Below are 26,974 nucleotides of genomic sequence, written 5' to 3'. Positions count from 1 at the left end.
CAGGATGCGGGATCGACGACCATGGCGGCCACCACCGTGCGCCCACGTGCTCGAATCCCCAGGGAAGGCAGTCCGCCGAACCATGCACGATCGACCCTACGCAGCCGCATCGTTCGAGCAAGAGCGCGCCTATGTCCTGGACCGAGTCGGCCCTGATGACGCCGCGCTCCACGTTCATCGGGCGGTGATGCTGCGGGAGGGACTCTCCGCTCAGACCGCGCGCGAGTCGCTGCGGCGGTCGCTGGACCGCCACGACATCCTGCGCACCGCACTGATCGTCGAGGGCGGCCGGCTTGTGCAGGTCGTGCACGAGGGCGTCGAGCCGGAGGTCGTCGTCGCAGATGTGTCTGCGGACAGCGGTCAGGACCCTGAACCGCAAGTCCGACTGCTGATCGCGGAGTTCGTCCGGCGCCCTTTCGCCCTTGCCGCCCCGCCGCTGTGGCGTCTGCTCCTCGTGCGGTTGTCCCCGCACCGCCAGGTCGCGGTGCTGAGCGCCCATGCGGCCGTTGCCGACGACGAGACGCTCATGCTGTTGCTCCGGGAGCTCACGGCACAGGCGGGTCCCTCCGGGACGCCGCGTCAGTACCAGGAGCATGCAACCCGCCAGGCTGAGCTGAGTGCGGAACAGCTGGCACGTCATCGGTCGTACTGGCGGAACGAGCTGGGGGAGAGACCGGAGCCGGCCGGCTTTCCCGTCTCCCAGGAGGGAGCGACACCGTCACACGGGCAGATCGACACACAGCGCCACGTCCTTCCCCCGAGCCTTGTGGAAGCGTCCCGGCTGTTCGCGGAACGTGCCGGATGCTCCCTGTCGGCTGTGCTGGCGACCGGGCTCATGGCGTTGTTGCGCAGGTACGCGGCAGGCGCCGATACGGTCATCGGCTGCTCGTTCTCCGCACGTAGTCGGCAGCCGAGCGGCCCTCAGCTCGGCCCGTACGAGAACACGGCGTTGCTACGCCTGGGGATCCAGGCTCCTGCCAACTTCCTGGAGGCGGTACAGGACACCGCCGAGCGACTGGGCCAGGCGGAAACGCACCGGGACTACCCCTTCCAGAAGCTGGCGCGGGAACTGAAAGGGGCGGACGAGCCGGGCCTCGTGCCGCCCTACCGACTGCACTTCCGCTCCGAACTCGACTGGGCGCAGCCGAACGACCCACTGACCGAGAGCCGGACCGGCACGGAGGACTACACAACCGCGTTCGCGGCCATCGACGGCGACATGGGCGTCACCATCCGCCGCCTGCCCGATGGTCCGGCCCTCGATTGGGACTATCGGCCCGAGATGTACGACCCGCAGCTGGTCGCCCAGTTCGCGGCCCACTACGAGCAATTGCTGGCGGCCGCACTTGATGAGCCGGAACGACCCGTTGCGGAAAGCCCGTATCTCTCCGAGAGCGACCTGGATGCGGTCAAGCAGCGGTGGAACACCATGCGGACCACGTACCGAAGGTGCAGTGTTCATGAGCTGATCGAGGAGCAAGTCGCACGCAGTCCCGACGCTGTAGCGGTCGAGCATGACGACCAGAGCATGAGCTATGCCGAACTCAATCGGAGTGCGAACAGGCTGGCTCACCATCTCGGCGCCCTCGGGGTCGCACCGGGGGACATGGTCGGCGTCTGTCTGGACAGATCCGCGGATCTGGTCGTCGCGGTGCTCGCCGTGCTCAAGGCCGGCTGCGCGGTGGTGCCCCTCGATGCCGCGTACCCACAGGAACGTCTCGGCATCATGCTCCAAGAGGCTGACGTTCGCAGCGTCGTGACCACAGGGGTGCTGCTGGCGCACACCCCCGGACTGGACGAGCTGTTCCACGACCTGCGCCAGGTCCGCCTTGACGCGGACGAGCGTGCCATCCGCTGTCACGAATCGGGAGACCCCGAGGACCATCCCGCGGCGGAGGCAGCGGCGTACTGCATCTTCACCTCCGGCTCAACCGGCCGGCCCAAGGGTGTTGTCGTCGAGCACGGCGCACTGGCCAACCTCGTCGCCTGGCATGAGCAGGCCTGGCTGACCGGCGTCGGTCTCCGTACCGTGCTGTACTCGCCCATCAGCTTCGATGTCGCCTTCCATGAACTCGCGGCCGGGCTGTGCACGGGGGCGACGCTGGTGCAGGTGGATGAGCCCACCCGGCGCAACCCCTTGGCCATGCTCGATTTCGCGCGCCGTCGCCGCATCGAGAAGTGGTATCTGCCGTTCGTCTCGTTGCAACAGGTGGCGCAGGCAGCGCGGACCGGCGCAGTGCCTGAATCGCTGAGGGAGCTCGTCATCGGCGGCGAGGTGCTCCGGGTGACTGACGAAATACGTGACTTCGCCCGCCGCACCGGCTGTGTGATCCGTAATCATTACGGCTCGACAGAGTGCCTCGACCTCGCCACGCACACCCTGTCCGGAGACCCCAGGCTATGGCCGGCCATCGCCCCGATCGGCCGGGCCAGCGTGCACAACATGAACCTCTACATCCTGGATGAGCAGCGCCAGTTGCTGCCGGTAGGGGCGGTGGGTGAGATTTACGGGGAAGGCGACTGCCTTGCCCGTGGTTACCACGGGCGCCCGCAGCTGACGCAGGAGCGCTTCACCGCGAGTCCGTTCGCCGCTCAGGGGCAGCGTCTCTACCGCATGGGCGACCTCGGGCGTTATCTCCCGGACGGCACGATCGAATGCCTCGGCCGCGCCGACAGGCAGATGAAGATCCGGGGATACCGGGTGGAGCCGAGTGAGGTCGAGGCCGCGCTGGCCGGGCACCCGGCGGTCGCCGAATGCGTTGTCGCAGCCAGACAGGCGAAGGGCGGGCGGCAACGCCTGGTCGGATATGTCGTCCCGCACCCCGGACAGGATGATGGCCGACTGCCCGAGCAGTTGCGGAGCAGCCTCGCCGAACGGTTGCCGGAGCACATGATTCCAGGAGCGGTGGTCATGCTGGAGGCGTTGCCCCTCACCCCGAGCGGCAAGGTGGACGTCCGCTCTCTGCCCGAGCCTCACCCGGTGGCGAGACAGAACGCGCGGGTGCCGACGGCCGATCCGACCGGGGTCATCGTGCGGATCTGGCGCGATCTCCTGGACCGTCAGGACATCGATACCCGCAGGACATTCTTCGATCTCGGGGGTGACTCCCTCCTGCTGGTTCGGGCACATCAGCGGATCGAACAGGAACTCGGGAGAGAACTCCCCGCGGTGGCTCTGTTCCAGCACCCCACCGTGGAGGCACTGGCGACGTTCCTCGCCGAGCAGCCGAACGAGGGCGGACAAGCAGGTGATGGCGAAGGCCGGGCCCTGCGTGCGAATGTGACCCGGGGCGAGTCCACCGGGGGCGAGATCGCCGTCGTCGGGATGGCCTGCCGCGTGCCGGGGGCGGCGGACACCGGGGAGTTCTGGGCCAACCTGTGCGCGGGTGTCGAGTCTGTCGGAAAGCTCTCGACCAGCGAAGTCTTCCGCCTTGAGCGGGATCAGACGCAGGATGCGGGCTATGTCCCGGCCGCCGCCATGATCGACGACATCGACCACTTCGATGCCGAGTTCTTCGGCTACAGTCCCGCCGAGGCGGCCGTGATAGACCCTCAGCAGCGGCTCTTCCTCGAATGCGCATGGCAGGCACTCGAGGATGCCGGAGCGGGTCCGGAGCGGACCCGCATCGGGGTATACGCCGGTGCGAGCCTTAGCACCTACCTGATCAACAACGTGCTGCCCGCGAAACTCGGCTCCCGGACCTACCTCAGTCACCGGCACTTCGACGAGGCCACCGAACTACGTATCGAGCAGGGCAACTCCCGTGACCATCTGCCCACCCGCGTTTCGTACAAGCTGGGTCTGCGCGGCCCGAGCGTCAACGTACAGTCGACCTGCTCCACCTCGCTCGTCGCCGTGCACCTGGCCCGCCAGGCTCTGCTCGCCGGAGACTGCGAGGTCGCCCTGGCCGGCGGGGTCTCTGTCATCACGCCACAGAACACCGGTTATCTCTACCGCGACGGCATGATGCTCGCACCCGATGGGCACTGCCGCGCCTTCGACTCCGACGCCGCGGGCACGGTGTTCGGCAACGGCCTGGGAGTGGTGGTGCTCAAGCGGCTGTCGGCCGCGCTCGCCGACGGCGATCAGGTCTACGCCGTGCTCAAGGGCTCCGCCGTCAACAATGACGGCGCGGGCAAGCAGGACTACTCCGGGCCCAGCGTCGCGGCCCAGGCCGATGTCATCCAGCAGGCTCACCGCAGCGCAGGTGTCAGGTCGGCCGAGATCTCGTACGTGGAAGCGCACGGCACCGGAACCAAGCTCGGTGACCCGATCGAGATCGCCGGGCTCACCGAGGCCTTCCGGCGCGGTGGAATGACGGACCGTGCCGCCTGTGCCATCGGCTCGGTGAAGACCAACATCGGTCATCTCGACGAGGCGGCCGGGGTGATCGGCCTCATCAAGACGGTGCTGAGCCTGCATCATCGCCAGATTCCGGCCACGCTGAACTTCCGGTCGCCCAATCCCCTTGCCGGCCTGGAGGACAGCCCGTTCTTCGTGAACACGGAGCTGCGCGCCTGGCGCTCGGACGACGGGCGGCCACGCCGGGCCGGAGTGAGTTCATTCGGCATGGGCGGCACGAATTGCCATGTGGTCCTCGAGGAGTCACCCGTGAGGCGCGGTGCCCCCCGTGGCCCGGACGAGACCGCGCATCTGCTGCCGATATCCGCTCGCTCGCCGGAGGCGCTGCGCACCCTCGTACAGGGTTATGCCGAGCGGCTGGCGGGGCAGGACGACGAGGGCCTGGCGGACATATGCTTCTCGGCCGCCACCGGCCGCCGGCACTTCGGCACCCGGCTGGCGATCCAGGCCTCCGGTGCCGAGAGCGCTCGTGCCCGGCTCGCCTCCCTCGCCACCGAACCCCGCTTCGACAGCCTGGTGGCCAACGCCAACGCCACCGGCGCCAGGCCGCGGATCTGTTTCCTGTTCACCGGCTTCGGCTCGCAGTACGCCGAGATGGGCCGCCCGCTCTACGACAGTCATCCGGTCTTCCGTGAAGCGCTGGCGCAGTGCGACGAGATCCTGCGGCCCATGACCGGCCGGTCCCTGATCTCCACCCTGTACGACCGGGGCAACGTAGAGGCACTTGCTGACACGGCGCTCGCACAGCCGGCCGTCTTCGCCGTGAGCTACGCGCTGAGCAGGCTCTGGGAGTCCTGGGGCGTGCGGCCCGACCTAGTGCTCGGCCACAGCCTCGGGGAGTACGCGGCCGCTTGCACAGCGGGCGTCTTCGGGATCGAGGACGCGCTGAAACTTGTGGCGCTCCGAGCCAAGCTCATGGCTGAACTACCGCGCACCGGCGGCATGATGCAGGTGAACGCGGACGTGGACACCGTACGCCGGTATCTGGCCCGACACGGTGGAGCGGTATCGGTGGCCGCGGCCAACGCACCCGACATGACCGTGATTTCAGGCCCTCATGCGGCGTTGAAGGACATTTCCGCGGCGCTGCTCGCGGCAGGCGTCGACGGTGTGCCGATGCGGATATCCCACGCGTTCCACTCCCCGCTGATGGACCCGATTCTCGAGCCGTACCGCGAGATCGCCCACTCTGTCCAATACCGCCCGCCGCAGTTGCGGATCATCTCCAATCTCACCGGTGAACCGGCCGCGCCCGGGGAGTTGGACTCGCCCGACTACTGGGTGCGGCACATCACCGGCACCATCCGGTTCGACCGCGCCATGCGGACCGCCGCGTCCGAAGGAGCGGATGTCTTTGTCGAGCTCGGACCCAAGCCGGTGCTCATCGGCCTCGGGAAGAGCTGCGTGACCGCACCGGAGGCCCTCTGGCTGCCGAGCCTGAGTCCCAAGGACCCCGATGCCGCGATCACCGCTCTCGGCCGCCTCTACGAGGCAGGGGCGGACGTGGACTGGGCTGCGTTCCACGCATCGCCGCGTATCCGGGTACCACTGCCCGGTTATCCGTTCCAGCGCGGCCGGCACTGGATCGAATCGGCGGCACCGCGACCGGACCGACAGCCGGTGGAACCGGCGCTCCCGGCGGCGAAGTCGGCAGGCGCAGGCGCAGGCGCCGCACCGGCCGCGGCTTTCGAAACCATCTGGGAGTCGGTCGAGGCCCCAGCTACCCAGGAGTCGCCAATGCCGGGCCGCTGGGCGCTCGTTGGCGAACCCGCCGGGCTCGCGGGGCGGCTGGCCGGCGCCATGCGGGCCGCGGGCGGGGAACGCGTCGAGGCAGTCGCGCGAAAACGCCTGCCCGAGCAGCTTAAGGGGATCGACCGTGGCACGGACACGATGCACCTCGTGTTCGCACCCGGGCCACAAGAGGCGCACGACATCCCGGACGCCGCCGCGCGGTTGCTCGCCGACGCCCGTGACCTCGTCGCCTTCGCCGCCGCGCGGTCAGGCGCCGTGCGGCTGTGGTTCGTCAGCTCCGAGTCCGCGCATGGCGTCCCGGCCACCGAAGGGGAGCTGGCCCAGGGGGGCTTGGCCGCACTCGCTCGGACGGTGGCGGTTGAACATCCCGAACTGCGCTGCGGTGCGCTGGCGTTGCCCGTACAGCCACGGGACGCCGACATTGAACTGGCGGCGAGAGTTCTCGGCTCCACGGTATCCGGCGGCAACGCCCAGCTGGCGGTGCGTGATGGCGGGCTCCACCGAGCGCGCCTGGTGCCGCTGTCCACGCCGGACCAGCTGTCCACACCGGAACAGGTGCCTCAGCTGTCAGTCCGCCGGGACGGCTGCTACCTGATCACCGGTGGCACCGGAGGGCTCGGGCTGCTGCTTGCGCAGGAGATCGCTCTCCGGCAACCGGCCAGGCTCGTCCTTCTGAGCAGGCACGGTGAACCCGCACCGGAGGACGCTGCGGCCTGGGAGGCGCTGCTGGCCACGGGCGTACGGATCGACGTCGTGCGGGCCGATGTCGCGGACGAAGCACGGGTCGCGGAGGCACTGGCCGACTGCGGACCGCAACTGCGTGGCGTGTTCCACTGCGCGGGAGCGGTGGCCGACGGGATCCTGCTTCGCCAGACCGACGAACGGATGGCCACCGTCCTGCGGCCCAAGGTGACCGGAGCCTGGCATCTGCACCGACTCACTCAGGACCACAGTCTCGACTTCTTCGTCCTGTATTCGTCGTTGGCCGCTCAGCTCGGCTATGGAGGACAGGGCAGCTACGCCTTCGCCAATGCCTTCCTGGACTCCCTCGCCCGGCATCGCTGGCAACGCGGTCTGCCGGCGCTCAGTGTGGGCTGGGGAAGCTGGGCCGGAGCCGGCATGACGACACGGCTCTCCACGCGGCATCAGGAATCTCTCAAGGCCGACGGCGAGATCCCGCTGGCGCCGCAGCACGCCCTCGCGTCACTCGCGGCACTGGTCGGCCGGGTCCCGCACGCCGTGGTCGCGGACCTGAACCCCGCGGTGCTCGAAGCCATGGACACCCCTGCTCTGTCCCCGGCCCCGGGGACTGTGCATCCCGCCACCGAGGACGCGGCCGCGGTCGCCGGGCCGCAAGGGCCGTTCACCCGGCGGTTGCGTGCTGCTGGGCAGGACGAGGCCCGCGTCCTCGTGCGTGACACCGTCGCGGCGTGCGTCCGCGTCCTGCTCGGCGACGAAGCCGGGCAGGACATCGACGCGGACACCGGCTTCGAGGACCTGGGTATCGACTCGCTCGGCGCGCTCGATCTCCGCGGAAAGCTGGAGGACGAGCTCGGCCTTGACCTGCCCACGACCTTGGCGTTCGAGCATTCCTGCCTCAACGACCTGGTCCGGCATCTGGAGGAGCAGTTCGCCGTGGAGATCGAGGCCGTGCTGCCGGTCCAGGAGGCCGCCGCGGCGCCGGCCGCTGAGCTGTCCGCCGCCGGAGACGTCGCCATCATCGGCATGTCCTGCCGCTTTCCCGGTGCCGGGAGTCCGGACGAGTTCTGGACGTTGCTCGATGAGGGGCGCGATGCTGCCCAGGAGATCCCGGACGAGCGCTGGCGGCTTGCTGACTTCTACGACCCCTCAGTAGACGCTCCGGGGAAAATGTACGTCCGTCGGGCGGCGCTGATCGACGACGCCGACTGCTTCGACGCGGCGTTCTTCGGCATCTCGCCGCGCGAGGCGGCCTGCATGGATCCGCGACAGCGGCTGCTGCTCGAGCTCGCCTGGAGCGCGATCGAGAGTGCCGGCATCGCCCCCGGCACGCTGCGGGGCAGCGACACAGGCGTATTCATCGGCGGCGACGAGTTCATCAACGACTATCTGAGACAGGCTGCGGCGCAACTCGGCGAGGAGCCCTACCTCGCCACCGGAACCACCCTGAGCTTCGCGGCCGGACGGATCTCGTACAAGCTCGGATTGCACGGTGCCAGCATGGTCCTGTCCACGGCCTGTTCCTCGTCGCTGGTCGCGTTGCACACCGCGGTACGGGCCATTCGGCACGGCGAGTGCGCCATGGCCGTCGTCGGAGCGGGGAAGCTGCTGATCGGGCCCGAGGAGACCGTGCAACTGTGCAAATTGCGCGCGCTCGCTCCCGACGGGCGGTCCAAGGTGTTCGCCGCGGGTGCTGACGGCTACAGCCGCGGCGAGGGCTGTGCTGCGGTGCTGCTCAAGGGGCTCGACCAGGCGGTGGCTGACGGAGATCCCGTGCTGGCCGTCATCCGTGGCACCGCGGTCAACCACGACGGTCCGAGCTCCGGACTGACCGTGCCCAATGGCGGCTCGCAGGTCCGGCTGATCAACCGGGCACTCGCTGACGCTCGGCTCGCGGCCAAGGACGTGGGATATGTCGAAGCACACGGCACCGGCACTCGCCTCGGTGACCCGATCGAGCTCCGGGCACTCGGCGAGGCGCTCGGCGAGCGCCCGGAGCCCCTGCTCGTCGGCTCGGTCAAGGCCAACATCGGACATCTGGAGGAGGCCGCCGGTCTTGCCGGGCTGATCAAGACCGTGCTCTCGCTGCGCCATGGACGCATCCCCCGACAGCTGCACTGCACGGAGCTCACCCCCGAGGTGGACTGGGAGGCGCTGCGACTTGCCGTCCCGCGCGAAGGAACCGCCTGGCCGGCGGACGCTCCGCGGATCGCCGGCGTGAGCTCGTTCGGTGCCAGTGGCACGAATGCCCATGCGGTACTCGAGTCCTACCGGTCGGCACATGCGCCGCCGACGGCTCGGCCGAGCCGGCTCGTCTTCGTTCTCACCGGCAGGGATGAAGACGAACTCGCACTCGTCGTGCAGCGCTTCATCACCGCTCTCGGCGGGGACGAGGACCCTGCCGGGGTTGCCTGGACGCTGCAGTCCGGCCGCAGACACCATGCCCGCAGGCTGGCGGTCGTGGCCCAGGACATCGCGGAGCTACGTACCCGGCTGGAGAGCAGTAGCCTGGGCGAGGACCCCCAAGTGTTCCGAGGCGAGGCGGGAGCGGCCGAAGGGGGAGGCCGGCCCACCACGGGGCCCTCCTCGGAGTCGGCCGCCGCTGACCTGGCCCGGCGCTGGTGCGCGGGCGAAGTCATCGACTGGCGCACGCAGTACGGGGAGGTGGCACCGCACCGGGTGGTGCTCCCCACGCAACCGTTCCGGCGCGAACGGCTGTGGACCGGCGCCCAGAAAGGCACCTCATTCGTGCCGTCCGGCCCTTCCGCCCCGCCCAACAGCGCCGTTTCCACCGGCATTTCAGCCCCGCCGGCTTCGTTCCCATCGTCCACGGAGGTTGCTCTGCCCGCGACACCCAACAACACTCACACGCCCCCGATGCCGAATCAGGCCGCCGAGCAGGCAGCCCGAGCCGACGTGCTGGAAGCGCTACGCGAGCATCTGGCGTCCCTGCTGGGGGTGGTGCCTGAAGACCTCGAACCCGACGCCGACTTCGATGCCCTGGGAACGGACTCGCTGACCTTCATGAGGGTCAGCCAGTTCGTCCGCGATCGGTTCAAGGTCGTGCTGGCGTTCCAGCAGTTGTTCGACGAAGCCAGGTCGCTGGATGAACTCGTGACCCTCGTATACGGGCAACTTCCGGCCCAGCAAGCCGGGGAAGCCGCGATCCCGGCGACTCCCGCGCCACCCGTGACGGAGTCCGGCGTCCGCTCCGAACCAAGTGCGCTGCAGGGCGGATCCGAGCAGGCGCGGCAGCCGGCCGGGCAGCCGACGGCGGAGCAACTGCGCTTCCTCTCCGACCTCACCGAGAGATTCACCGCGCGGACCCCACGCTCGAAGACGGCGGCGGAGCGGGAGCGTTCCGTCATGGCGAACTGCCGCATGCCGCCGTTCCAGCCGCTGTGCAAGGAGATCTCGTACCCGATCGTGGCTGAGTCGTCCGCCGGGGCGCGCTTCCGCGACATCGACGGGAACGATTACCTCGACATCTCCATGGGCTATGGAGTCCACCTGTTCGGCCATCAGCCCGATTTCATCGTCGACGCCCTCAAGGAGCAGCTGCACCAGGGCTTCCACATCGGCCCGCAGGACCAGAGGGCCGGCCGTGTCGCCGAATTGCTGTGTGAATTGACGGGAATGGACCGGGCGGTCTTCTGCAACTCCGGGACCGAGGCGGTCATGGCCTCCCTGCGTTTTGCCCGGGCAGCGACCAAGCGCACCCGATTCGTCATGTTCGAAGGCTCCTACCACGGTTGGTCCGACCACACCCTCGCGCTGCCCGCCGGCCCCCGGAACTCCATCCCGATGGCCCGAGGCGTGAGCACGGGAGCAATGGACGAGGTCGTCGTCCTGGAGTACGGCGCCGCCGAGAGCCTGGCCACCATCCGAGAACTCGGCCCGGAGCTGGCGGCGGTACTGGTCGAACCGGTGCAGAGCAGGCGCCCCGATCTCCAGCCCAAGTGGTTCCTGAAGGAGCTGCGGGAGCTCACCCGCGCAGCCGGCACCGCGCTGATCTTCGACGAGGTGGTCACTGGTTTCCGCCTTCATCCAGGCGGCGCGCAGGCGTGGGCGGACGTGGACGCGGACATCGCCGTCTACGGGAAGATTCTCGGCGGCGGCATGCCCGTCGGCGCGGTCGCCGGCCGGGCCGCGTATCTGGACACCGTCGACGGCGGGCGCTGGGCATACGGCGACGATTCCGCGCCCACGGTTCCCACGACCTTCTTCGGCGGCACGTTCAACAAGAACCCGCTCACCATGGCCGCCGCCCATGCGGTCCTGACCACCATCAAGACGGATGGGGAACGCCTGCAAACGGAGCTGGCCGACCGCGTTTCCTGGCTGGCCGACGACTTCAATGCCTTCTGCCTCGAGGAAGGCTACCCGCTGCGCATTGTGCACTTCTCCTCCGTCTTCCGCTTCATCGGCGAAGGGGAATACAGCCTGCAGCGCTTTCCTCTGGCCATCGATCTGTTCTTCCATCTGCTCGCCCTCAAGGGCATCTATGTCCTGGAGACAAGGGTCTGCTTCCTGTCCACCAGCCATACCCGGGAGGACCTGCGCCTCATTTCCCGGACAGCGCAGGAATGCCTCGAGGAACTGCGCCGCGCCGGGTTCTTCCCCGCCCCTCCAAAGACCGCACCCACCAGGAGCGTTGAGGCCGTCACATCGGCCAAGCGTCCGTCGGCCGCACGGCTCACCGAGGACGCTCGCGTGGGCGACGCCTACACCGTGCCGCGGGTGCCCGCCGCAGGCACGGACGTGTTGCTCAGCGGCGCAACCGGGTTCCTGGGCGCCTATCTCACCCGCGACCTGCTGCGTAGTACCGCCGGGCGCGTTCATTGCCTGGTACGGGCCGACGACGCAGAGCAGGCGCGGGAGCGGGTACTGGACAATCTGGCCGTACAGGGTGGTCTGGACAGCCTCGACGCCGAGGCGCGGGCGCGGCTCACGGGAGTCCCGGCCGACCTGGCCGAGCCGCGGCTCGGGCTGACTGAAGGCGCCTGGCAGCGCCTGGCCGAGCAGACAGGGTCGATTTACCACTGCGGCGCGCACGTCAACTCGCTTCTGCCGTACGGAAGGCTGAGTGCCGCCAATGTCGAGGGGACCCGAGAGCTGTTGCGGCTCGCGACGCACGGTGGAGCAAAGGCGTTCCATCACATCTCGTCCGACGCTGTCTTCGATGCCTACGGCTACCTGCGGCAGTCACGGATTTACGAGGACGAACCGCTGGCGCACGCCGACACTCTTTACGGAGGTGGCTACGCGGAGAGCAAGTGGGTGGCCGACCAACTGGTCGCGGATGCCCGTGCCGCAGGGCTGCGCGCGTCCGTCTACCGGCCGGGAGCGCTGACCGGGGCGCTCACCGGTGGCTGCGGACAGCTCGGGGACTTCTTCACCCGGTTCCTCAAGGGCGTCATTCAACTGGGCAGTTGCCCTGAGCTGGATGCCACGATCGACTTCGCGCCCGTGGACCATGTGTCGCGCGCGATCGTCGAGCTCTCCCTGCGGCAGGGGGCCGGCGGGACGTTCCATCTGACCCACCCCGAGCCCGTCTCCTACGAAGAGTTCATGTCGGCCGTTCGCGCCGCAGGCTACAACGTGGAGACTGTCCCTCTGTACCGATGGTTGACCGACCTCGAAAAGCTCCGCTACGAGGACGGCAACGCGCTTTACCCACTGATGCCGCTGTTCACGGAATCGTCCGCGCCGGTGTTCCGCCGCGCCCGGCTCGACGTGCGCAACACGACGGCGAAGGCCGGACCCTGCCCTCCGCTGCTCGAACTGGTGCCGCGCTATCTCGACCGGTACAGCACCGCAGGCTATCTGCCGTGGCCCGACGTGACGGCCACTCAGCCGGGCGGCCGCGGTGCTTGATGCCAAGGACATCCGGCACCGGTGGCTCACCGACCACCTCGGCTGGCAGCTGACCGGCGACGAAGCGATCACGGTCCGCTCGATCTCTCTTTCGGCGGGCGAGATGGGTCCTGTGGACCGGATCAGCTGCGCCGGACGCTCGTTCGTCCTCAAAGGGCCGCCACCCGAGCACAGCACCTGGGGGGCTCTTCTGCGCGACATGTCCATGCGCGAGGTGCAGTCGTACCGTCTCCTCGGCGCGCGTGGGCCACACGCACCCAAGATCTCGCCGGCCTGCTATTGGTCGGAGTTCGACGAGGACGGCCGGGGTGCGCTCGCCCTCGAGGATCTCGGCGCCCCTCAGGAGCTCGCCCAGGTGATGGCAGCCGGTCTGAACCGCTCCCAGGCGGCCGCCGCGGTCCGGAGCCTCGCCCTCGCGCATGCCGCACAGGCGGCCACGGGCGCCGATCCGCTGACGCCTCCGTACCCGTGGCTCTACACGGCGGCCTCCGAAGGGCTGGTCGCCGCGGTGGAAATGGGTCTGGACGACCTTCGGCGGGTGCTGCCGATGCTCCTCCCGGAACCCGGGGCCGGGAGCCGGGCGGGGCAGATCCGGGACGTCCATGTGGCCGGGGTGCTGGCCCAGGCGAACGTCGACACGTCATGTGTCTCGATCTGCCACGGCGACGCCTGGGCGGGCAACATCCTTTTCGCGCACGGGAGCAGTGCGGGGAGCCTTCGGGCCTTTCTGATCGACTGGCAATTCACCATGTGGGGGAACCCGCTCACCGATATCGCCCTGCTCCTCATGTCCTCCGTGGACGCGGCCGCCTGCGCTAGCTGGGATGACGAACTACTCGGCCTGTATCACGCCACGTTGACGGCGCACAGCGACATCGACTATCCGATGGCTGAGTGCCGCGCCGACTACCGGCGGGCCCAACCATTCGCCGTGCTCGTCATGTTGGCCACACTCGAGGGCTACATCCGGGGGATGGACGAAGCGCAGCTGGCGCGCTTCACCCCAAGGGTGCGGGTGGCAGTGGACCGCGCCCTGACCTCGTCAGTCAGCTGGGGAGCGGTGTCGGGTACTCGCCCGTAAGGCAGGCCGTGCAGAGACCAGGAGCGCTGTCCGGGCTGATGGCTTCCACCATGGCGTCGATGTCCAGATAGGCGAGGGATTCCGCGCCCAGGTAGGTGCGGATTTCCTCCACCTCCCTGTTCGCGGCAATGAGCTGGGATCGGTCGGTGGTGTTCATTCCGTAGAAACATGGCCACCGGTACGGCGGGGAGAGAACCCGCAAGTGGATCTCTGCGGCACCGGCGCTGCGCAGCATGCGCATCGTTTCGCGCAGCGTCGTTGCCCGGACAATTGAATCCTCTACGACGACGAGTCGTCGGCCTTCGATGTTCTCGCGGATCGGATTGAGCTTGATTCGGACAGCATTGCGCCTGAGTTCCTGCGTGGGAGCGATGAAGGTCCGGCCGATGTAGCGGTTCTTGATGAAGCCGTCCACGTAGGGCAGGTCTGATTGCTTCGCGTAGCCCTGCGCGCCCGGAATGCCCGACTCGGGAATAGGCACCACGTAGTCGGCGGGTGCCGGCGCCTGCCGGGCGAGCGCCTCGCCCATCCGCTGCCGCACCCGGTGGACGTTTTGGCCGCCCAGATATCCATCGGGCCGGGCGAAGTACACGTACTCGAAGGAACAGAGCCGGGGTGTGGCCGCCTCACCCGAAAAGGGGCGGTGGGAGACCAACTCCCCTTCGGCGATGACAACGACTTCCCCCGGCTCGACCTCGCGGACGAGCTCGGCGCCGACCACATCGAGGGCAGGGGTCTCCGACGCCAGCACCCAGCCGTCGTGGAGCCTTCCGAGGAAGAGTGGGCGGAAGCCCAACGGGTCCCGGGCGCCCACCAGAAAATGATCGGTGAGCATGACAAATGAGTAGGCGCCCTCAAGGCGGCGTAGAACCTGAAGAAACGACGGCATCAGCGCGTCGCTGCCGTGGTCCTGGCCGTCGGCGGAGAGTTCCTTGGCCAGTAGGGCGGCGACCACATCGCTGTCGCTCCCGATCTCATCGACCGCCATACCGGCTGCCTGGGCCAACTCTGCGGTATTGACCAGGTTTCCGTTGTGCGCCAGCGCGAAGTGCTGCTCGGCCGCGGCACGGTAGACCGGCTGGGAGTTCATCCAACTGCTGGCGCCGGTGGTCGAGTAGCGCGTATGCCCGATGGCCGAGTGCCCCTGCAGGGCGCGCAGCCGATGATCGTCGAAAATGGTCGATACCAGCCCCATGTCTTTGTCGACCCAGATCTTCGCGCCGTCGCTGACAGCGATCCCGGCGGACTCCTGCCCGCGGTGCTGAAGGGCAAAGAGGCCTAGGTAGACGGTGTGGGACACCGGAGTTCCCGGGGCCCAGACGCCGAATACCCCGCATGCTTCCCTGAGTTCACTCTCATTGTCCGGCATGGCCGCGATCCTAGGCCACGTCCCGTGCGTACCCAGGGCCTCCAGTCCTTGCTTCCTTGGACATACCGATCGACCGCGGAGTAGACCAGCCCCCTGTGTGTCCCGCCGGCGGGACACAGGCATGTCCGAATGGGGGAGGCCAAGTTGCAGGCGTGTGAAGTCGTGGTGGTTGGGGCCGGGTTGTTCGGTTCGGCGGTGGCCAAGTACCTCAGCCGTGGGGGCGCCCGCGTTCTGGTGATCGGTCCGTCCGAGCCGACGGTCGGCGAGCCCGTCAGCCGGCAGGCATTCGGTGCCTACTTCGATGAAGCCCGGATCACCCGGCGGCTGGGCTGGGACGAGGTATGGGGGGCTTTGGATGCCCAGTCACTTGCTCGATTCCGCGACATCGAGGCTGAATCGGGCATCGAGTTCTTCAACGAGTCGGGATCGCTCGTGCTGCTGGCGAAGTCGATCGCGCAGCGGACCAGTGCCATCCGGCGGCACTGCGTGGAGACGGGCGTGGCGGTGGAACGGCTCGGGGCCGCGGAGCTGTGCCGGCAATTTCCGGAGCTGGGCCTCCCACCCTTGGCCGGCGGTGTGGAGGGCCTGCTGGAGCGTGAGCAGGCGGGCTGCCTCAACCCACGGCGGCTGGTGGCAGCGCAGCTTGCCCTGACCACGGCCGCCGGCGGCCGTCTGCTGCGGGCCGCCGTGTCGTCGGTCGCCAAGGACGCGTCCTCCGGCCGCTGGATGCTCGACGTGGAGGAGCAGGGACGCAGCACCCGTATCGCGGCGGACAAGGTCGTCATCGCAACTGGTGCGTTCACCAATCACAACCAGGTGCTGCCCGAAGCGCGCCGGCTCGCACTGCGTACGTTTGCCGAGCCAAACCTGCTGTTCGAGGTTGCCGACAGCCAGGTCGACCAGCTGCGCGGCCTGCCCCCGGTGGTGACCGTCGACCCCGATGACACCGGCGACGAGAACATGTCAATCTACCTACTGCCCCCCATCCGTTACCCGGACGACCGCTGGTACGCCCGCATCGGCCCGGGGATGCAGCCCTGTGTCCAGGAGCTGCGTACGGTGGACGAGATGGTCTCCTGGTACGCGCACCAGCGGGTGACGCCCCAACAGGAGGCGTTGCTGACCTCCATGATGGGGATGCTGATCCCGGACCTGAAGGCGGAATCTGTGCGGGCCGCCTGTTGCATCATCGAGAAGACCCCCTCGCGATACCCCTATGTAGGGCACGTCGAAGAGGACGAAAGCCTGACGGTCGCCGTCGGCGGCAACGGGCATGGTGCCCGTGGTTCCGACGAGATCGGCAGGCTCGCCGCCGGCGTCGTACTCGGGGAACGCTGGGACTCCTCCGTGCCGCAGGAGACGTTCGCCCCGCTGGCTGCGCAGACCTACCTGGAAGCAGACCGCGATCGGCCGGAGTATCTCCAGCCGCCCTTCGGCCTCTGCTGACATCCTGGCCGTGAGCCCGCGGCGCCCCCCCCGGGCACGGCCGTCACCCCGGCAGGATCGCCGACGGCCTCGGTTTGTCCGGCTCTTGGCCGGACAGCAGCTGGGTGGCACAGCGGTCAAGGGTGTCGACGATCCAGTCGCTGAGACTGCACCCGGCCTCCTCCGCCGCCTCCCGCCAGCGTGCCGCCAGCCGGGCCTCCACGCTGAGCCGCGGCAGTAGTACCGCGCTCGTGCCCAGGCCCCCCGGGCCGGCGTCGGACTCCCGTGCCAGTCGGATGGATTCGCGGAGCTTGTTGCGCGACCACCCCTGCTCCGTGGCATGGCCCAGCCACCGGTCCTGCTCCTCGGCCGGCAAGGCGGCAACCTCGGCGTGATGCTGGAAGCTCAGAGCCTCCCAGCGTCGGTCAATCTCGAAGCGTCGGGCCACCCAGGCGTAGTTTCGAAGGGTCTGATAGTCCAGTCCGGCCGCCTCGATGGCCCGGTGATAACGGTCGGTGTAGGCCCGCTGGCCATACAGCAGCCAGTCACCCAGACACCAAGAGGACGAGGTGGCGATGCCGGACAACCGCTGCCCCGCGTGCTCCCACTTGCTGTAGGCCAGCACTTCGGGGATCTCCATGCCGACGCGGGTGACCCGGATCGAGTTCTCCTCCCGCACCGTTCGTCCCCCGTAGGCCATGGCCTTCTTCGATGCTTCTGTCACGTTCTTGCTCCCCCTGTCGCCGGTCCTGAGACCGAACTGCGCTGCTCCCGGGGGAGCTTGCCGGGACACATGGAGATCGACTAGATGGAAACATCGTCGTTACCGCCTGGCGGAACTACTGCCGCTTGAGCTTCCATCTGACTGAAACCCGTGGCGCGGAGAGGGATACGGCCGGGCGGCGTGAGGCCGCGAGCCCGACCGACGTTCTGCAAGGAAGGTGATCGACACATGCGGAGCATCCGGCGCGCGCATCGCATTCTGCGGGCACTCGCGAACTCCGTGGACGGACTGACCATGACGGAGTTGAGTGCGGAGCTGGATATTCCACCCTCCACTGTGCACCGGCTGGTCGCGGTGCTGCAGGAGCACCAGTTCGTCAGCCGACAGGACAGCAGCGCACGGTGCTGTCTGGGGCCCGCGTCGCTGCAGGCAGGGCTAGCGGCCCGCCGCCCGCGTGTCACGTCGTCGCCGCGGGCCGCCGAGGTCGTTGCCGGGCTGGCCGACGCCTCCGGGCAAGGAGCGCTCCTTGTGGAGCTGCGCGGGCGGAGGGCGGAGGCTGTCCTCCAGCGCGGCCTGGGGGAGTGGGCCGGCGGATACGCGGGTGATCTCATGCCCTTCCACGCGGTCGCGGCGGCTCGTACCCTGCTGCTGGACATGGACGATACGCATGTGATGCGGCTGCTGTCCGAGTACCAGTTCCTGCCCAGGCGTGACCGAACTCCCGGCACGGTGGTGGAACTACAGCAGCGCCTGGACACCATGCGCGGGCGGGGACACGAGTCCGTCTACGGGGAATATGTGCCTGCCGTCTGGGAGTTCGCGGCGCCGGTGCGCGGCGGTGCCGGACAGGTGCTGGCCGGCCTTGCGGTCGTCGTGCACGAAGTGCGTACGACGGGGGAGCAGGCGGTCCGGATGGGCGAGCGTGTCGCTCACGCCGCCATGGAGATTTCCACGGAGTTCGGGTACAGGGTTTGAACAAGTACCCGACTGCGCCCCTCTGTTGTGCGTTTCCAGGTGGTTCAGGCCACGTATCCCAGGCCCCTGGAGACGCGCAGCGCAGCCTCGTTGACCAGACCGATCAGCCTGGACCGCTGCTCGGCCTCTTCGACGCGCTCCGCCCGAGCTGCGATCGTCAGCCCGGAGCACACCTGACCCGTCGAACTCCGGATCGGCGCGGCGACTGCCCACACTCCGTCCTGGAGCTCGGCGTACGAGATGGCGAATTCCCTGGCGCGAGCGACATCGAGCAGCCGCTGTACATCTTCCAGGGTCTGCGGAGTCCGAGCGGTGAATCTGGTCAATGGGCGCTGGCTCAGCCAGTCCATGACCTCCGCTCCCGGTTGGTACGCGAGCAGGATGCGGGCCGCCGCAGAGGCATGCATCGGCATCGGCTGACCGACGCGGGCGAAGAGATTGATGCCGCACCAGGTCCGCGGCTCAGTCACCGCGGTACACACCACCTGGTTGCCGAACAGCTCGGAGACGATCACGCGTTCCCCGCACTCCTGGGCCAGGCGCATGGCCTCGTCGTACCCCACGGCGAAGGGGCGCCTGACGGCATCTGGTGCGAGGGCCAGGGCGGCAGAGCCGACGTGGTAGCGGCGGTTGTGCTGCGACCGGGCGATGAGCCCTTCCTCACACAGGGCATCGAGCGTGCGTGAGGTGCTGCTCACCGGGATCCCGGTTCTGGCGGCGAGCTCGCTGAGCGACGTCCCGCACTCCGTCTCGACGACAGCGCCCAGCAATTGAAGTGCGCGGGCCAACTCCTGCATCGGTGCGAAACCTTCCTCGGCGTGGCCTCCGCAGCAGATGTCGCGGCTGCTGGATCTTAGATGGAGTGCACCATGCCGACAAGGCTGAACACCTCGGAGTACCCGACGCCTTGGCATGTGAGCGGCAGAAGTCGGTCAGGGCTGTGCCGGCCCGTTGTGGGTCACGGCGAATCTGCGCGGCCGGTCGGACGTGTCCACCTTGATGTAGCGGCTTCCGACCAGCACCGGGTCCCATTGTGTGGGATCGATTCCGACGGCGGCCAGATCGCGGGCGAACGGCTGCCAGTCCAGATGGTGTTCGCCGGCTTGGACCGACGTCAGCGTGGAGAGCAGGCCGCGCGCGACGAGTTCGTACTGCGGATCGGTAGCGCGGTTGCTCAATGCCTCACCAAGCCGGGTGAGGGCCGCTTGTGGCTCGAGGTCGTGGGGTTCCGTCTGCTCGTAGAGGGACTCGATCTGAGCGGTCAACTGCGATCGGGCGTCGTCCGCCACCGGTTCGGCCATCTTCTGGTACAGCTCGCGCGCGGACGAGCCGCAGATGATGGCGGACTCCCTGATCATGTCGGCCGGCTCGTCGGAGGTGTGGATGAGCACCACGAGCCGGTCCTGGGCACCGATGGCGCTTCGCAGGTGTTCAGCCGTCCGCTGCTCCGGCCTCGAGGGTCCTTTCAGCCGGGTCATTCGCAGGCTCGCCGGAGTGTCCGGCAGGGGAGCTTCATCGCGCAGCAGCAGCAGCAGCGAGTCGGTATGACCGCAGACCAGCTCTCCGATGGTGCAGCTGTCCGGCGTCGAAGAATCTTCCTGGTAGAACCACAGCGCCCCAACGACGCGGGGACTCAGATGCACCCTCACGCTCGTCACCAGCTGGAACCCGTGCTGCTCCGCGGCCACGACGCATTCCATGGCCTGACGCCGCGCCAGGCAGTCGGGCTGGATCAGCAGAAGGGCATGACGCCGGAGTGCCGCACCCAGCTCAGTGCCGAGGACCTCGTGACCATAGGCGTATCCCTGCTCGAAATCCGGATCACCGATGAACGCATCGAGCTTGTCCGGGTCCTCCGTCAGAGCCTGCCGTGAATTCCCCTGCATCAGGTGATGCACCCGCTTCCTCCTGCGCCCGGTCAGCATTGGTTGGGAGATCCTGCCACAGGGCGGATGCAGCCGATGAGTCGCCGAAGGACAACGCGCGCAAGCAGACGACGCCGAGCTGCAGCACGGCGTGAAGGCCAAGTTGGATGAATGGGGAATTCTCGGCTCATGTGTCCGAGGCAGCGTCAAGAGGGCCGTCCCGCCAGCGGGACGGCCCTCCTTGTCGACACCTCCGGCCTGCACGTCTTTGTCCCTGCTCGGAACTTTGACAGTCGGCGGAGTCCCTGCCGAGACTGCGACCGCCGACCCAAGCCGATATTGCGAGAGAAGTTCAGGGTGCTATGAGCAGGCTGCGAGATGGTGAGAGCTCCGGTCGCCCTGCGATCGAGGCGGTGGCGCTGCGGCGGACCTACCGGGCCTATGCGGGCTGGCTTACCCGCCGCTACACAGAAATCGAAGCCGTACGCGGAGTGTCGTTCTCGGTGGCACCCGGTGAGCTCTTTGGATTGCTCGGTCCGAACGGAGCCGGCAAGACCACGACCATCAAGATGCTGAACACGCTGCTGCTGCCGACGAGCGGAACAGCGCGAGTCCTCGGATGCGACGTGGCCGCCCAGCCCATGGCGGTGCGAGGCCGCATCGGATATGTCTTCGGCGGCGACAAGGGCCTGTACGACCGGCTGTCAGCCCTGGACAATCTGCGCTATTTCGCCGAGTTGTACGGCCTCGAGCCTCGTGACCAGCGCGCCCGGATCGAGGAACTGCTGGAACTCGTCGGCCTGGCGGGCCGGGAGCGGGAGCGGGTGGAGGGCTACTCCAGGGGCATGCGCCAGCGGCTCCACATAGCTCGCGGCCTCCTGCACCGCCCCGCGGTCCTCTTTCTCGACGAGCCTTCCATCGGCCTGGACCCCGTCGCTGCCCGGGACCTCCGGCAGATGATTGCCGACCTCAAGAGCCAGGGTGTGACGATCCTGCTGACCACGCACTACATGGCGGAAGCGGACGAGTTGTGCGATCGCATCGCCATCATCAACCAGGGAGTGATTCAGGCCCTGGGCACACCAGGTGAGCTGAAGGCGCGCGTCGACACCGGTGCGGTGCTCGAGGTCGAGGCCCGGGGCGTCACCGATGAGCACCTGTCCGTGCTGTCGGCTCTGCCGGGTGCTCGCGATGTCCGGGCCACGGACGCCGACGGCGAACGGAAACTCATCACCATTCAGGCCGAGCGTGGGGCCGACCTCTTCGGGGCCGTGGCGGGCCTGCTGGACGGGGTGGACGTCACACGGTTCACGAGCCGTGAGCCGACCCTGGAGGACGCCTACGTCGGCATTCTGGGCGAAGCGGCGCCACAGGGACAACAGGGGGTCGTCAGCGCGTGAAGACAGACCTTCGCCGGGTCGTCCGGCTGCTGGCCGTCGGTGTGCGCACGTACCTCAAGTACCAGGCGTCGTCGGGCATGTGGATCGTCTTCACGACGCTCACGCCCGTCGTCTACGCCATGATCGCCTTCTACCTCCTGCGCGCCGGGGACCGCCCTGATCAGTTGGTACATGCGACTGCCGGTGCGGGCATCATGGGCGTCTGGACATCTGTGCTGTTCGGATCCGGGGCGACCGTGCAACGCATGCGCTGGATGGGTGTGCTCGAGCCGGTGGTCATCGCCCCGGCTCCGCTGCTGCTGACGTTGCTGCCGGTGACACTGGTCTACGCGATCGTCGGTCTCTATTCGATAAGCGCCACCCTGGTGCTGGGGGGCTTGCTCTTCCAGGTCCCGCTCGCGTTCGCCGCCACGGTGCCGGTGCTGCTGTCGTTTCTCGTGTGCCTCGTGTCCATGGGGATGATGGGGCTGCTGCTTACATCGACATTCGTGCACCTGCGCAATGCCCACGCGCTCAACAACACCCTGGACCACCCGATCTGGCTGCTGTCCGGGATGCTGGTACCCATTGCTCTGCCCATATGGCTGCGGCCGGTGGCCGACGTCCTGCCAACGACCTGGGGTGCTCGAGCTCTGCACACCTCCATTGACGGTGGTTCCGCGTGGGGGAGCATGGCGATGGCGCTCCTGTTGGGCGCGGTTTACCTGGGACTTGCCGCTGTGGCACTGAAATACGTCGAGCACAAAGCGAGGGCTAAAGCCATGCTGGCGCTGAGCTGATGAGGGCGGTCATGCGGAGTCTCAGACTGGTTGTCCTAGGTGGTGTGCTGTCCTTCCGCGCCCTGTTCAACCGCACCTCACCACCTATGTTCGTGGGCTCGCTGATGTCGGCCCCGGTCTTCCAGATGCTCTTCTTCGTGTACCTGGGCCGTCACACCGGTGTAGCGGACGACAAGTTCTACGTGATCGGCAATGTGCTGCTCGCCACCACCGGGGCCGCTGTGATCGGCGGCACCATGGCGATCGCGGACGAGCGGGAGTACGGGACGCTGCCGCATGTGCTGCTCAGTCCGCGAAGTCGCGTACTGATCTGGGGAGGACGCGCGTTTCCCTACATCGGCACGGCGGTCTTCAGCATGATGTTCACGTTCGGCATGGGAACTCTGCTCCTGGGTCCGCTGATCACGATGTCGCAAATTCCGGAACTGCTTCTCACGCTCGTGGTGGCGGCAACTTCCGCTACAGCGCTGGGAATGGCCGTCGGCTCGATCGGCCTGCGGGTGACGAACAATGTCTTTGTGGCCAACGTCGCATACACCCTGCTGATCCTATTGACAGGTACCAACGTGCCCAGGGACGTCTTGCCGGCGGCCCTTCAGGGAATCGGTCCCTTCATTCCACTCACACATGCGACCGAAGCGGCGCGGACGATCATCCGGGGCGACTTCTCTCTCGGGTTCCTGGGATTGGAGCTCGTCGTCGGCCTGTGCTACGGCATCGTGGCGATGGGCCTGCTGCGCTATTTCGAGCATGCGGCCAGGAAGCGCGCTGCATTCGACATGCAAGCCTGACAAAGAGAGGGACATCCGTGGCGAATACCCTGCCGCCGACCTTCAAGCTGCTCATCGACTCCGATTCGAATGAACACGCGAGTGCCCCGCGGCCTGACGGTGAGCCCATTCCCCCCTTGCCGGATTACGAGGAAGTCGTTCGACGGTACCCGCGGTTGGCCGCAGCTGAATGCGTATTCATCAGCGGATCGCTCGTGGCCGGCTGGGGGAACGAGCGCAGCGATCTGGACATCTTCGTCATCGCGTCCAGGGATCGAATGTCCGAAGTGATACCCGATTCAGTGGACCGAATCGGCGCGGGCGGGTCAGTCGATCATTTCGATGCAATGGGTACCGTGGGAGGTTTTCGGGCCGATATCGAGTTCTGGTCGGAGGAACATGTCGACGCTCTGATAGGAAAGACGCAGCCACGCGATGAGCCATATTTGGGGCGCGCCGGCGAGCCGGATGAAGTGGAACAAGACCTCCTTTACCGGATCTCGATCGGACATGCCCTGTCGGGCCATGACTGGCTGGCGGAGCGAAATCGTCGGATCAAAGCATCAGATTTTTCCATGTGGCTCGCCGAGGCCTATAAGGTCGACGGGGAGAACCAACTCGATGACCTGATCGGAATGATCGCGTCGAACGATGTCAAATCGGCCGTCCTGATGGCGCGCGACACCTACTTGAGTGCGGTCCAGGCTATTCTCGCTTTCCAAGGAGATATCTCACCGAGCAAGAAGTGGGTAGCCCACCGACTGGCTCAGGCGAAATTCGAGGGTCTCTCCGTGGAAGAGGCCTGGCCCATCCTCACCATGCGTGACTGCTCTGACCGCGATTGGCCGATGGCCGTTGCCAGGAAGGCTCATCTCCTGTTCCTGGTGGTGGAACAGTGGATCGCGGGCCATACGCCATGCGGTGCCGGCAATCCGCACGGCATCGACCGGCGCCTCGGAGTCCGCACGTTCCGTGGGGGTGGCAACACGACCATCGCCGATGTCGCCAGGCACCGCACGGGTGACATCGGCGCATACATCTGGTCGCTGTGCGATGGAGCGCACGCCGAGGACGACATCGCCCGCTGTCTGGCCCGCGACGTCGACATGGATCCCGCCGAGGCCGCGGAGCGTGTGGCTGCTTCCGTCAGTGAACTGCGCAGCAGTGGCTTGATCACGTGACGGCTGATGGGATCGAGCAGGCTGTGTGTGTGCCTGTTTCCACGGTGTGGAGGGTCCCCCCGGCGCGAGAACCTGCCGAGGTACCTGCCTTGGGAGATCTCGACGCGGCATTCCGGCGCGACATGGTCGAGACGCAGGTCCTCCTCGGTGAACCGGTGCAGGTCATTGAGGAGAGGGGAGTATGGAGCAGGGTGCGGACTCCCTGGCAGCCCTCGCGCAAGGGCGCCGGAGGGTACCCGGGCTGGGTCGCTTCCGGCTCCCTGGCGACCCCCGCCCCAACCGGTTCGCACTACGCCGTAGTGGTCACGAGACGGTCCGAACTCGCCGGCGTACCGGCGGGCGCACCGGCATGCTGCGCGCCGTGGGCTGCCGTTCTCCCCGTTCTCGAGATTCTCCCCGGCACTGTGCGAGTCGGCCTCCCCGGTGGCGGCGACGCATCCATCAGCATGGCGACCTGCCTGATCCGCGATGCGCCGCACCTGGGGTCGTCCTTGCTCGATGCCGCGGAACTCATTCGGACGGCGTCGACGATGCTTGGGGTCCGGCATGTGCTGGGTGGCATGACCGAAGCCGGAGTTGATTGCTCGGGTCTCGTACATCTGGCATGCAGAATCCTCGGCCGAACGGTGCCGCGAGATGCGAAGGACTTGATCGGCGCAGGCCACTTGATCCCCATCGCGGATGCGTCCGAAGGCGATCTCCTCTTCTTCCAGAGACCGGGCAGGCCGGTCCACCACGTAGGCATCGCCGTCGACCGCCCCGGAGCAATGCTGAATTCACCTGGCGGAGGCGTGGCGAAAATCGAGCCGCTCAGTCCCGACAGGCGCCGAACCCTGACAGCAACGGCCACGAGTGTGGTCTCGCGCACACTGCACTCAACTGCCACATGGAGCAAGGGTGTGTTGGCGTGAGCTCCTTGGCGGTTGCGCTGCGACCGCGGGCGCCGCGATGTCAACGTCGCATGGTCGGGCAGGCAGAGCGCGCACTTGGAGGGCAACTGATCTGGCCTGCAGGTGGTCGGGGTGTTCCCCGTGACCGTGGTGGCGGTGGGCCGTTGCTGGTGTCGTGAGTTCTCGAAGCCCGCACCCGAACCTTGAGACGCCGTCGGCCTCGATTAAGCGGCCCTTGCCGTCCCTGGGGCGGAGGACAGGGTTCCACGGTTGTAGTACGGCCTTGGCCTAACTGAGTGTTTCGCCCTGTGAGGTGTGTTTGATCCCGGGTTAGGTTCCGCGCCAGTTCAGGGTGCTTTCGCCGGTGAGGCGGCGGGTCATGAGGTCGATCATCGCGAGGTGGATCATGGCTTCGGAACGGTGTGGGTGCCGCTCGTAGTCGCGGGCGAGGCGGCGGTGGTGCATGAGCCAGCCGATGCTGCGCTCGATGGTCCAGCGTCTGGGGATGATGGTGAAACCGCGGGCGCCCGGCGGGCGTTGGACGGGCTGGACGTCGATGCCCAGGCGGGCGCCGTGCTCGATGGCGGTGGTGCGGTAGCCGGCGTCCACCCACACCTTGCGGATGCGGGGGTGAGCCGCGGCGATGCGCGAGAGCAGGTGCACGCCGGTCGCTGTGTCGGAAACGCTCGCGGCGGTGACCAGCACGGTCAGCAGCAGGCCGAGCGTGTCGCAGCCGAGGTGGCGCTTGCGGCCGATGATCCGCTTGCCGGCGTCGGTGCCCTGGTCCCCGAGGTGCACGTTGGCGGAGGTCTTGATGGTCTGCGAGTCCAGGACGCAGGCCGACGGTTCGCCGTCGCGTCCTTCGGCTTCGCGGACCAGGCGTCGCAGCAGGCCGGTGAGCTGGGCGAAGACGTCGTCTTCCTGCCAGCAGGCGAAGTAGTGGTAGGTCGTGGGCCAGGGCGGGAAGTCGTGCGGCAGGTAGCGCCAGGGGACGCCGGTGCGGTCCACGTACAGGATCGCGTTCATCAGCAAGCGCAGGTCGTGTTCGGGCGGGCGGCCGATGTCCAGGCCGCGGCCGCGGCGCTCGGCCCGCCAGGCGGTGAGCACCGGCTCGATCAGCTGCCAGCGCTCGTCGGACAGGTCGCTCGGATAGCCGCTGTCGGCGGTCATGTTTCAGATGTACTGCGCGGCGGTCGGCCCCGCCAGCGGTCAAAGACCGTCGAGCGGACCCCGGTTGGGATCAGACAGGAGGCATCGGGATCAAACAGCCCTCTGGCGCCTCACGGCGAACTGATGGCTCGCCTCTCACTTCAGCGTCAGTCGGACAGCCCCCACAAACCTCCCCATAGTGCCATCAAGCAGGGCGAAACGCTCAGTAAGAGGGCGTTTTGACCCGTTGTTTCATCCCGTTCTGTGTACTTGATGGGGTTCATGCTCCTCACCAGGTTGGTGTTGATTCAGCGGTGATGCGGCAGGCCATGAGGGCGATCATCGCGATGTAGATCATGGCGGTGGAGCGGGTGGGCAGGGCCTCGTAGTCTCGGGCCAAGCGGCGGTGGTGCATGAGCCAGCCCAGCGTGCGCTCGGCCACCCACCTGCGGGGACAGGATCTTGAAGCCCTTGCTGCCGGGGGCTCGGCGGACGACTTCGAGGTCGATGCCCGAGGCGGGCAGCGTGGTCGACGAGGTACTCGCGGTAGCCGCTGTCGGCCCAGCCTTTGCGGAGGCCGGGGTGGTCGGCAGCGAGGCGGTTGAGGAGACGTTCGCCGGCGGCAGAGCCCTGGATGCTGGCGGCGGTCACCAGCACGGTGAGTCACAGGCCGGT

General features: G+C 67.6%; 15 protein-coding genes. 9 read left to right on the top strand and 6 right to left on the bottom strand.

Annotation, left to right across the window (positions count from 1 at the left end):
- Positions 1-82: 82 nt before the first annotated feature.
- Together AB0N81_RS10820 and AB0N81_RS10815 are read left to right on the top strand one after the other, a co-directional pair.
- Positions 83-12,691: an amino acid adenylation domain-containing protein gene (locus tag AB0N81_RS10820; RefSeq protein ID WP_365357433.1), complete on the top strand. Its 12,609-nt coding sequence runs from the start codon at positions 83-85 to the stop codon at positions 12,689-12,691.
- The gene (locus AB0N81_RS10815; protein WP_365357432.1) at positions 12,684-13,772 is read left to right on the top strand and encodes a phosphotransferase; all 1,089 of its coding nucleotides are present in this window, start codon (positions 12,684-12,686) and stop codon (positions 13,770-13,772) included. The genes AB0N81_RS10820 and AB0N81_RS10815 overlap by 8 nt, the downstream gene beginning before the upstream one ends.
- Here the strand turns inward: AB0N81_RS10815 and purF are convergent.
- Positions 13,738-15,141 carry an amidophosphoribosyltransferase gene (gene purF / locus AB0N81_RS10810; protein ID WP_365357431.1) on the bottom strand — a complete coding sequence of 468 codons (1,404 nt, stop codon included), beginning with the start codon at positions 15,139-15,141 and terminating at the stop codon, positions 13,738-13,740. The genes AB0N81_RS10815 and purF overlap by 35 nt on opposite strands.
- 129 nt (positions 15,142-15,270) lie before the next feature.
- Between purF and AB0N81_RS10805 the strand changes: the two genes are divergently transcribed.
- Positions 15,271-16,587: an FAD-binding oxidoreductase gene (locus AB0N81_RS10805; protein ID WP_365357430.1), complete on the top strand. Its 1,317-nt coding sequence runs from the start codon at positions 15,271-15,273 to the stop codon at positions 16,585-16,587.
- Positions 16,588-16,630: 43 nt separating this feature from the next.
- Here AB0N81_RS10805 and AB0N81_RS10800 read toward each other — a convergent pair whose 3' ends face one another.
- Positions 16,631-17,290, bottom strand: coding sequence for an LmbU family transcriptional regulator (locus tag AB0N81_RS10800; protein WP_365357429.1), 660 nt, complete (start codon positions 17,288-17,290; stop codon positions 16,631-16,633).
- Positions 17,291-17,518: 228 nt separating this feature from the next.
- On the opposite strand from AB0N81_RS10800, the gene AB0N81_RS10795 reads away from it, so the two are divergent.
- The gene (locus tag AB0N81_RS10795; protein WP_365357428.1) at positions 17,519-18,265 is read left to right on the top strand and encodes an IclR family transcriptional regulator C-terminal domain-containing protein; all 747 of its coding nucleotides are present in this window, start codon (positions 17,519-17,521) and stop codon (positions 18,263-18,265) included.
- Between the two features lie 44 nt (positions 18,266-18,309).
- Here AB0N81_RS10795 and AB0N81_RS10790 read toward each other — a convergent pair whose 3' ends face one another.
- Together AB0N81_RS10790 and AB0N81_RS10785 are read right to left on the bottom strand one after the other, a co-directional pair.
- On the bottom strand, positions 18,310-19,062 hold the full coding sequence (locus AB0N81_RS10790) for an IclR family transcriptional regulator (protein WP_365357427.1): 753 nt from the start codon (positions 19,060-19,062) through the stop codon (positions 18,310-18,312).
- A 135-nt stretch (positions 19,063-19,197) separates the two neighbouring features.
- Entirely contained in the window at positions 19,198-20,163 is a 966-nt protein-coding gene (locus AB0N81_RS10785) for a nucleoside-diphosphate kinase (protein WP_365357426.1), read from the bottom strand.
- Positions 20,164-20,492: 329 nt separating this feature from the next.
- Here AB0N81_RS10785 and AB0N81_RS10780 point away from each other — a divergent pair, with 329 nt between their 5' ends.
- The 5 genes from AB0N81_RS10780 (at position 20,493) to AB0N81_RS10760 (ending at position 25,171) form a co-directional block, all read left to right on the top strand.
- A complete protein-coding gene (locus AB0N81_RS10780; RefSeq protein ID WP_365357425.1) occupies positions 20,493-21,530 on the top strand; it encodes an ABC transporter ATP-binding protein in 1,038 nt (345 codons plus the stop codon).
- A complete protein-coding gene (locus tag AB0N81_RS10775; protein WP_365357424.1) occupies positions 21,527-22,309 on the top strand; it encodes an ABC transporter permease in 783 nt (260 codons plus the stop codon). The genes AB0N81_RS10780 and AB0N81_RS10775 overlap by 4 nt, the downstream gene beginning before the upstream one ends.
- A 44-nt stretch (positions 22,310-22,353) precedes the next feature.
- Complete coding sequence (locus AB0N81_RS10770; protein ID WP_365357423.1) at positions 22,354-23,100, top strand: ABC transporter permease; 747 nt, start codon at positions 22,354-22,356, stop codon at positions 23,098-23,100.
- A 17-nt stretch (positions 23,101-23,117) separates the two neighbouring features.
- Positions 23,118-24,260: a PqqD family protein gene (locus AB0N81_RS10765; protein WP_365357422.1), complete on the top strand. Its 1,143-nt coding sequence runs from the start codon at positions 23,118-23,120 to the stop codon at positions 24,258-24,260.
- Positions 24,261-24,382: 122 nt separating this feature from the next.
- A complete protein-coding gene (locus tag AB0N81_RS10760) occupies positions 24,383-25,171 on the top strand; it encodes an NlpC/P60 family protein (protein WP_365357503.1) in 789 nt (262 codons plus the stop codon).
- A 309-nt stretch (positions 25,172-25,480) separates the two neighbouring features.
- On the opposite strand, the gene AB0N81_RS10755 is transcribed toward AB0N81_RS10760, so the two are convergent.
- Positions 25,481-26,320: an IS5 family transposase gene (locus AB0N81_RS10755; protein ID WP_365357421.1), complete on the bottom strand. Its 840-nt coding sequence runs from the start codon at positions 26,318-26,320 to the stop codon at positions 25,481-25,483.
- Between the two features lie 268 nt (positions 26,321-26,588).
- Complete coding sequence (locus tag AB0N81_RS10750) at positions 26,589-26,966, bottom strand: transposase (RefSeq protein WP_365357420.1); 378 nt, start codon at positions 26,964-26,966, stop codon at positions 26,589-26,591.
- Positions 26,967-26,974 lie beyond the last annotated feature (8 nt).

Source organism: Streptomyces sp. NPDC093510, assembly GCF_040683555.1.
Classification (GTDB): domain Bacteria; phylum Actinomycetota; class Actinomycetes; order Streptomycetales; family Streptomycetaceae; genus Streptomyces.
This window is presented reverse-complemented; position numbering and strand designations above follow the sequence as displayed.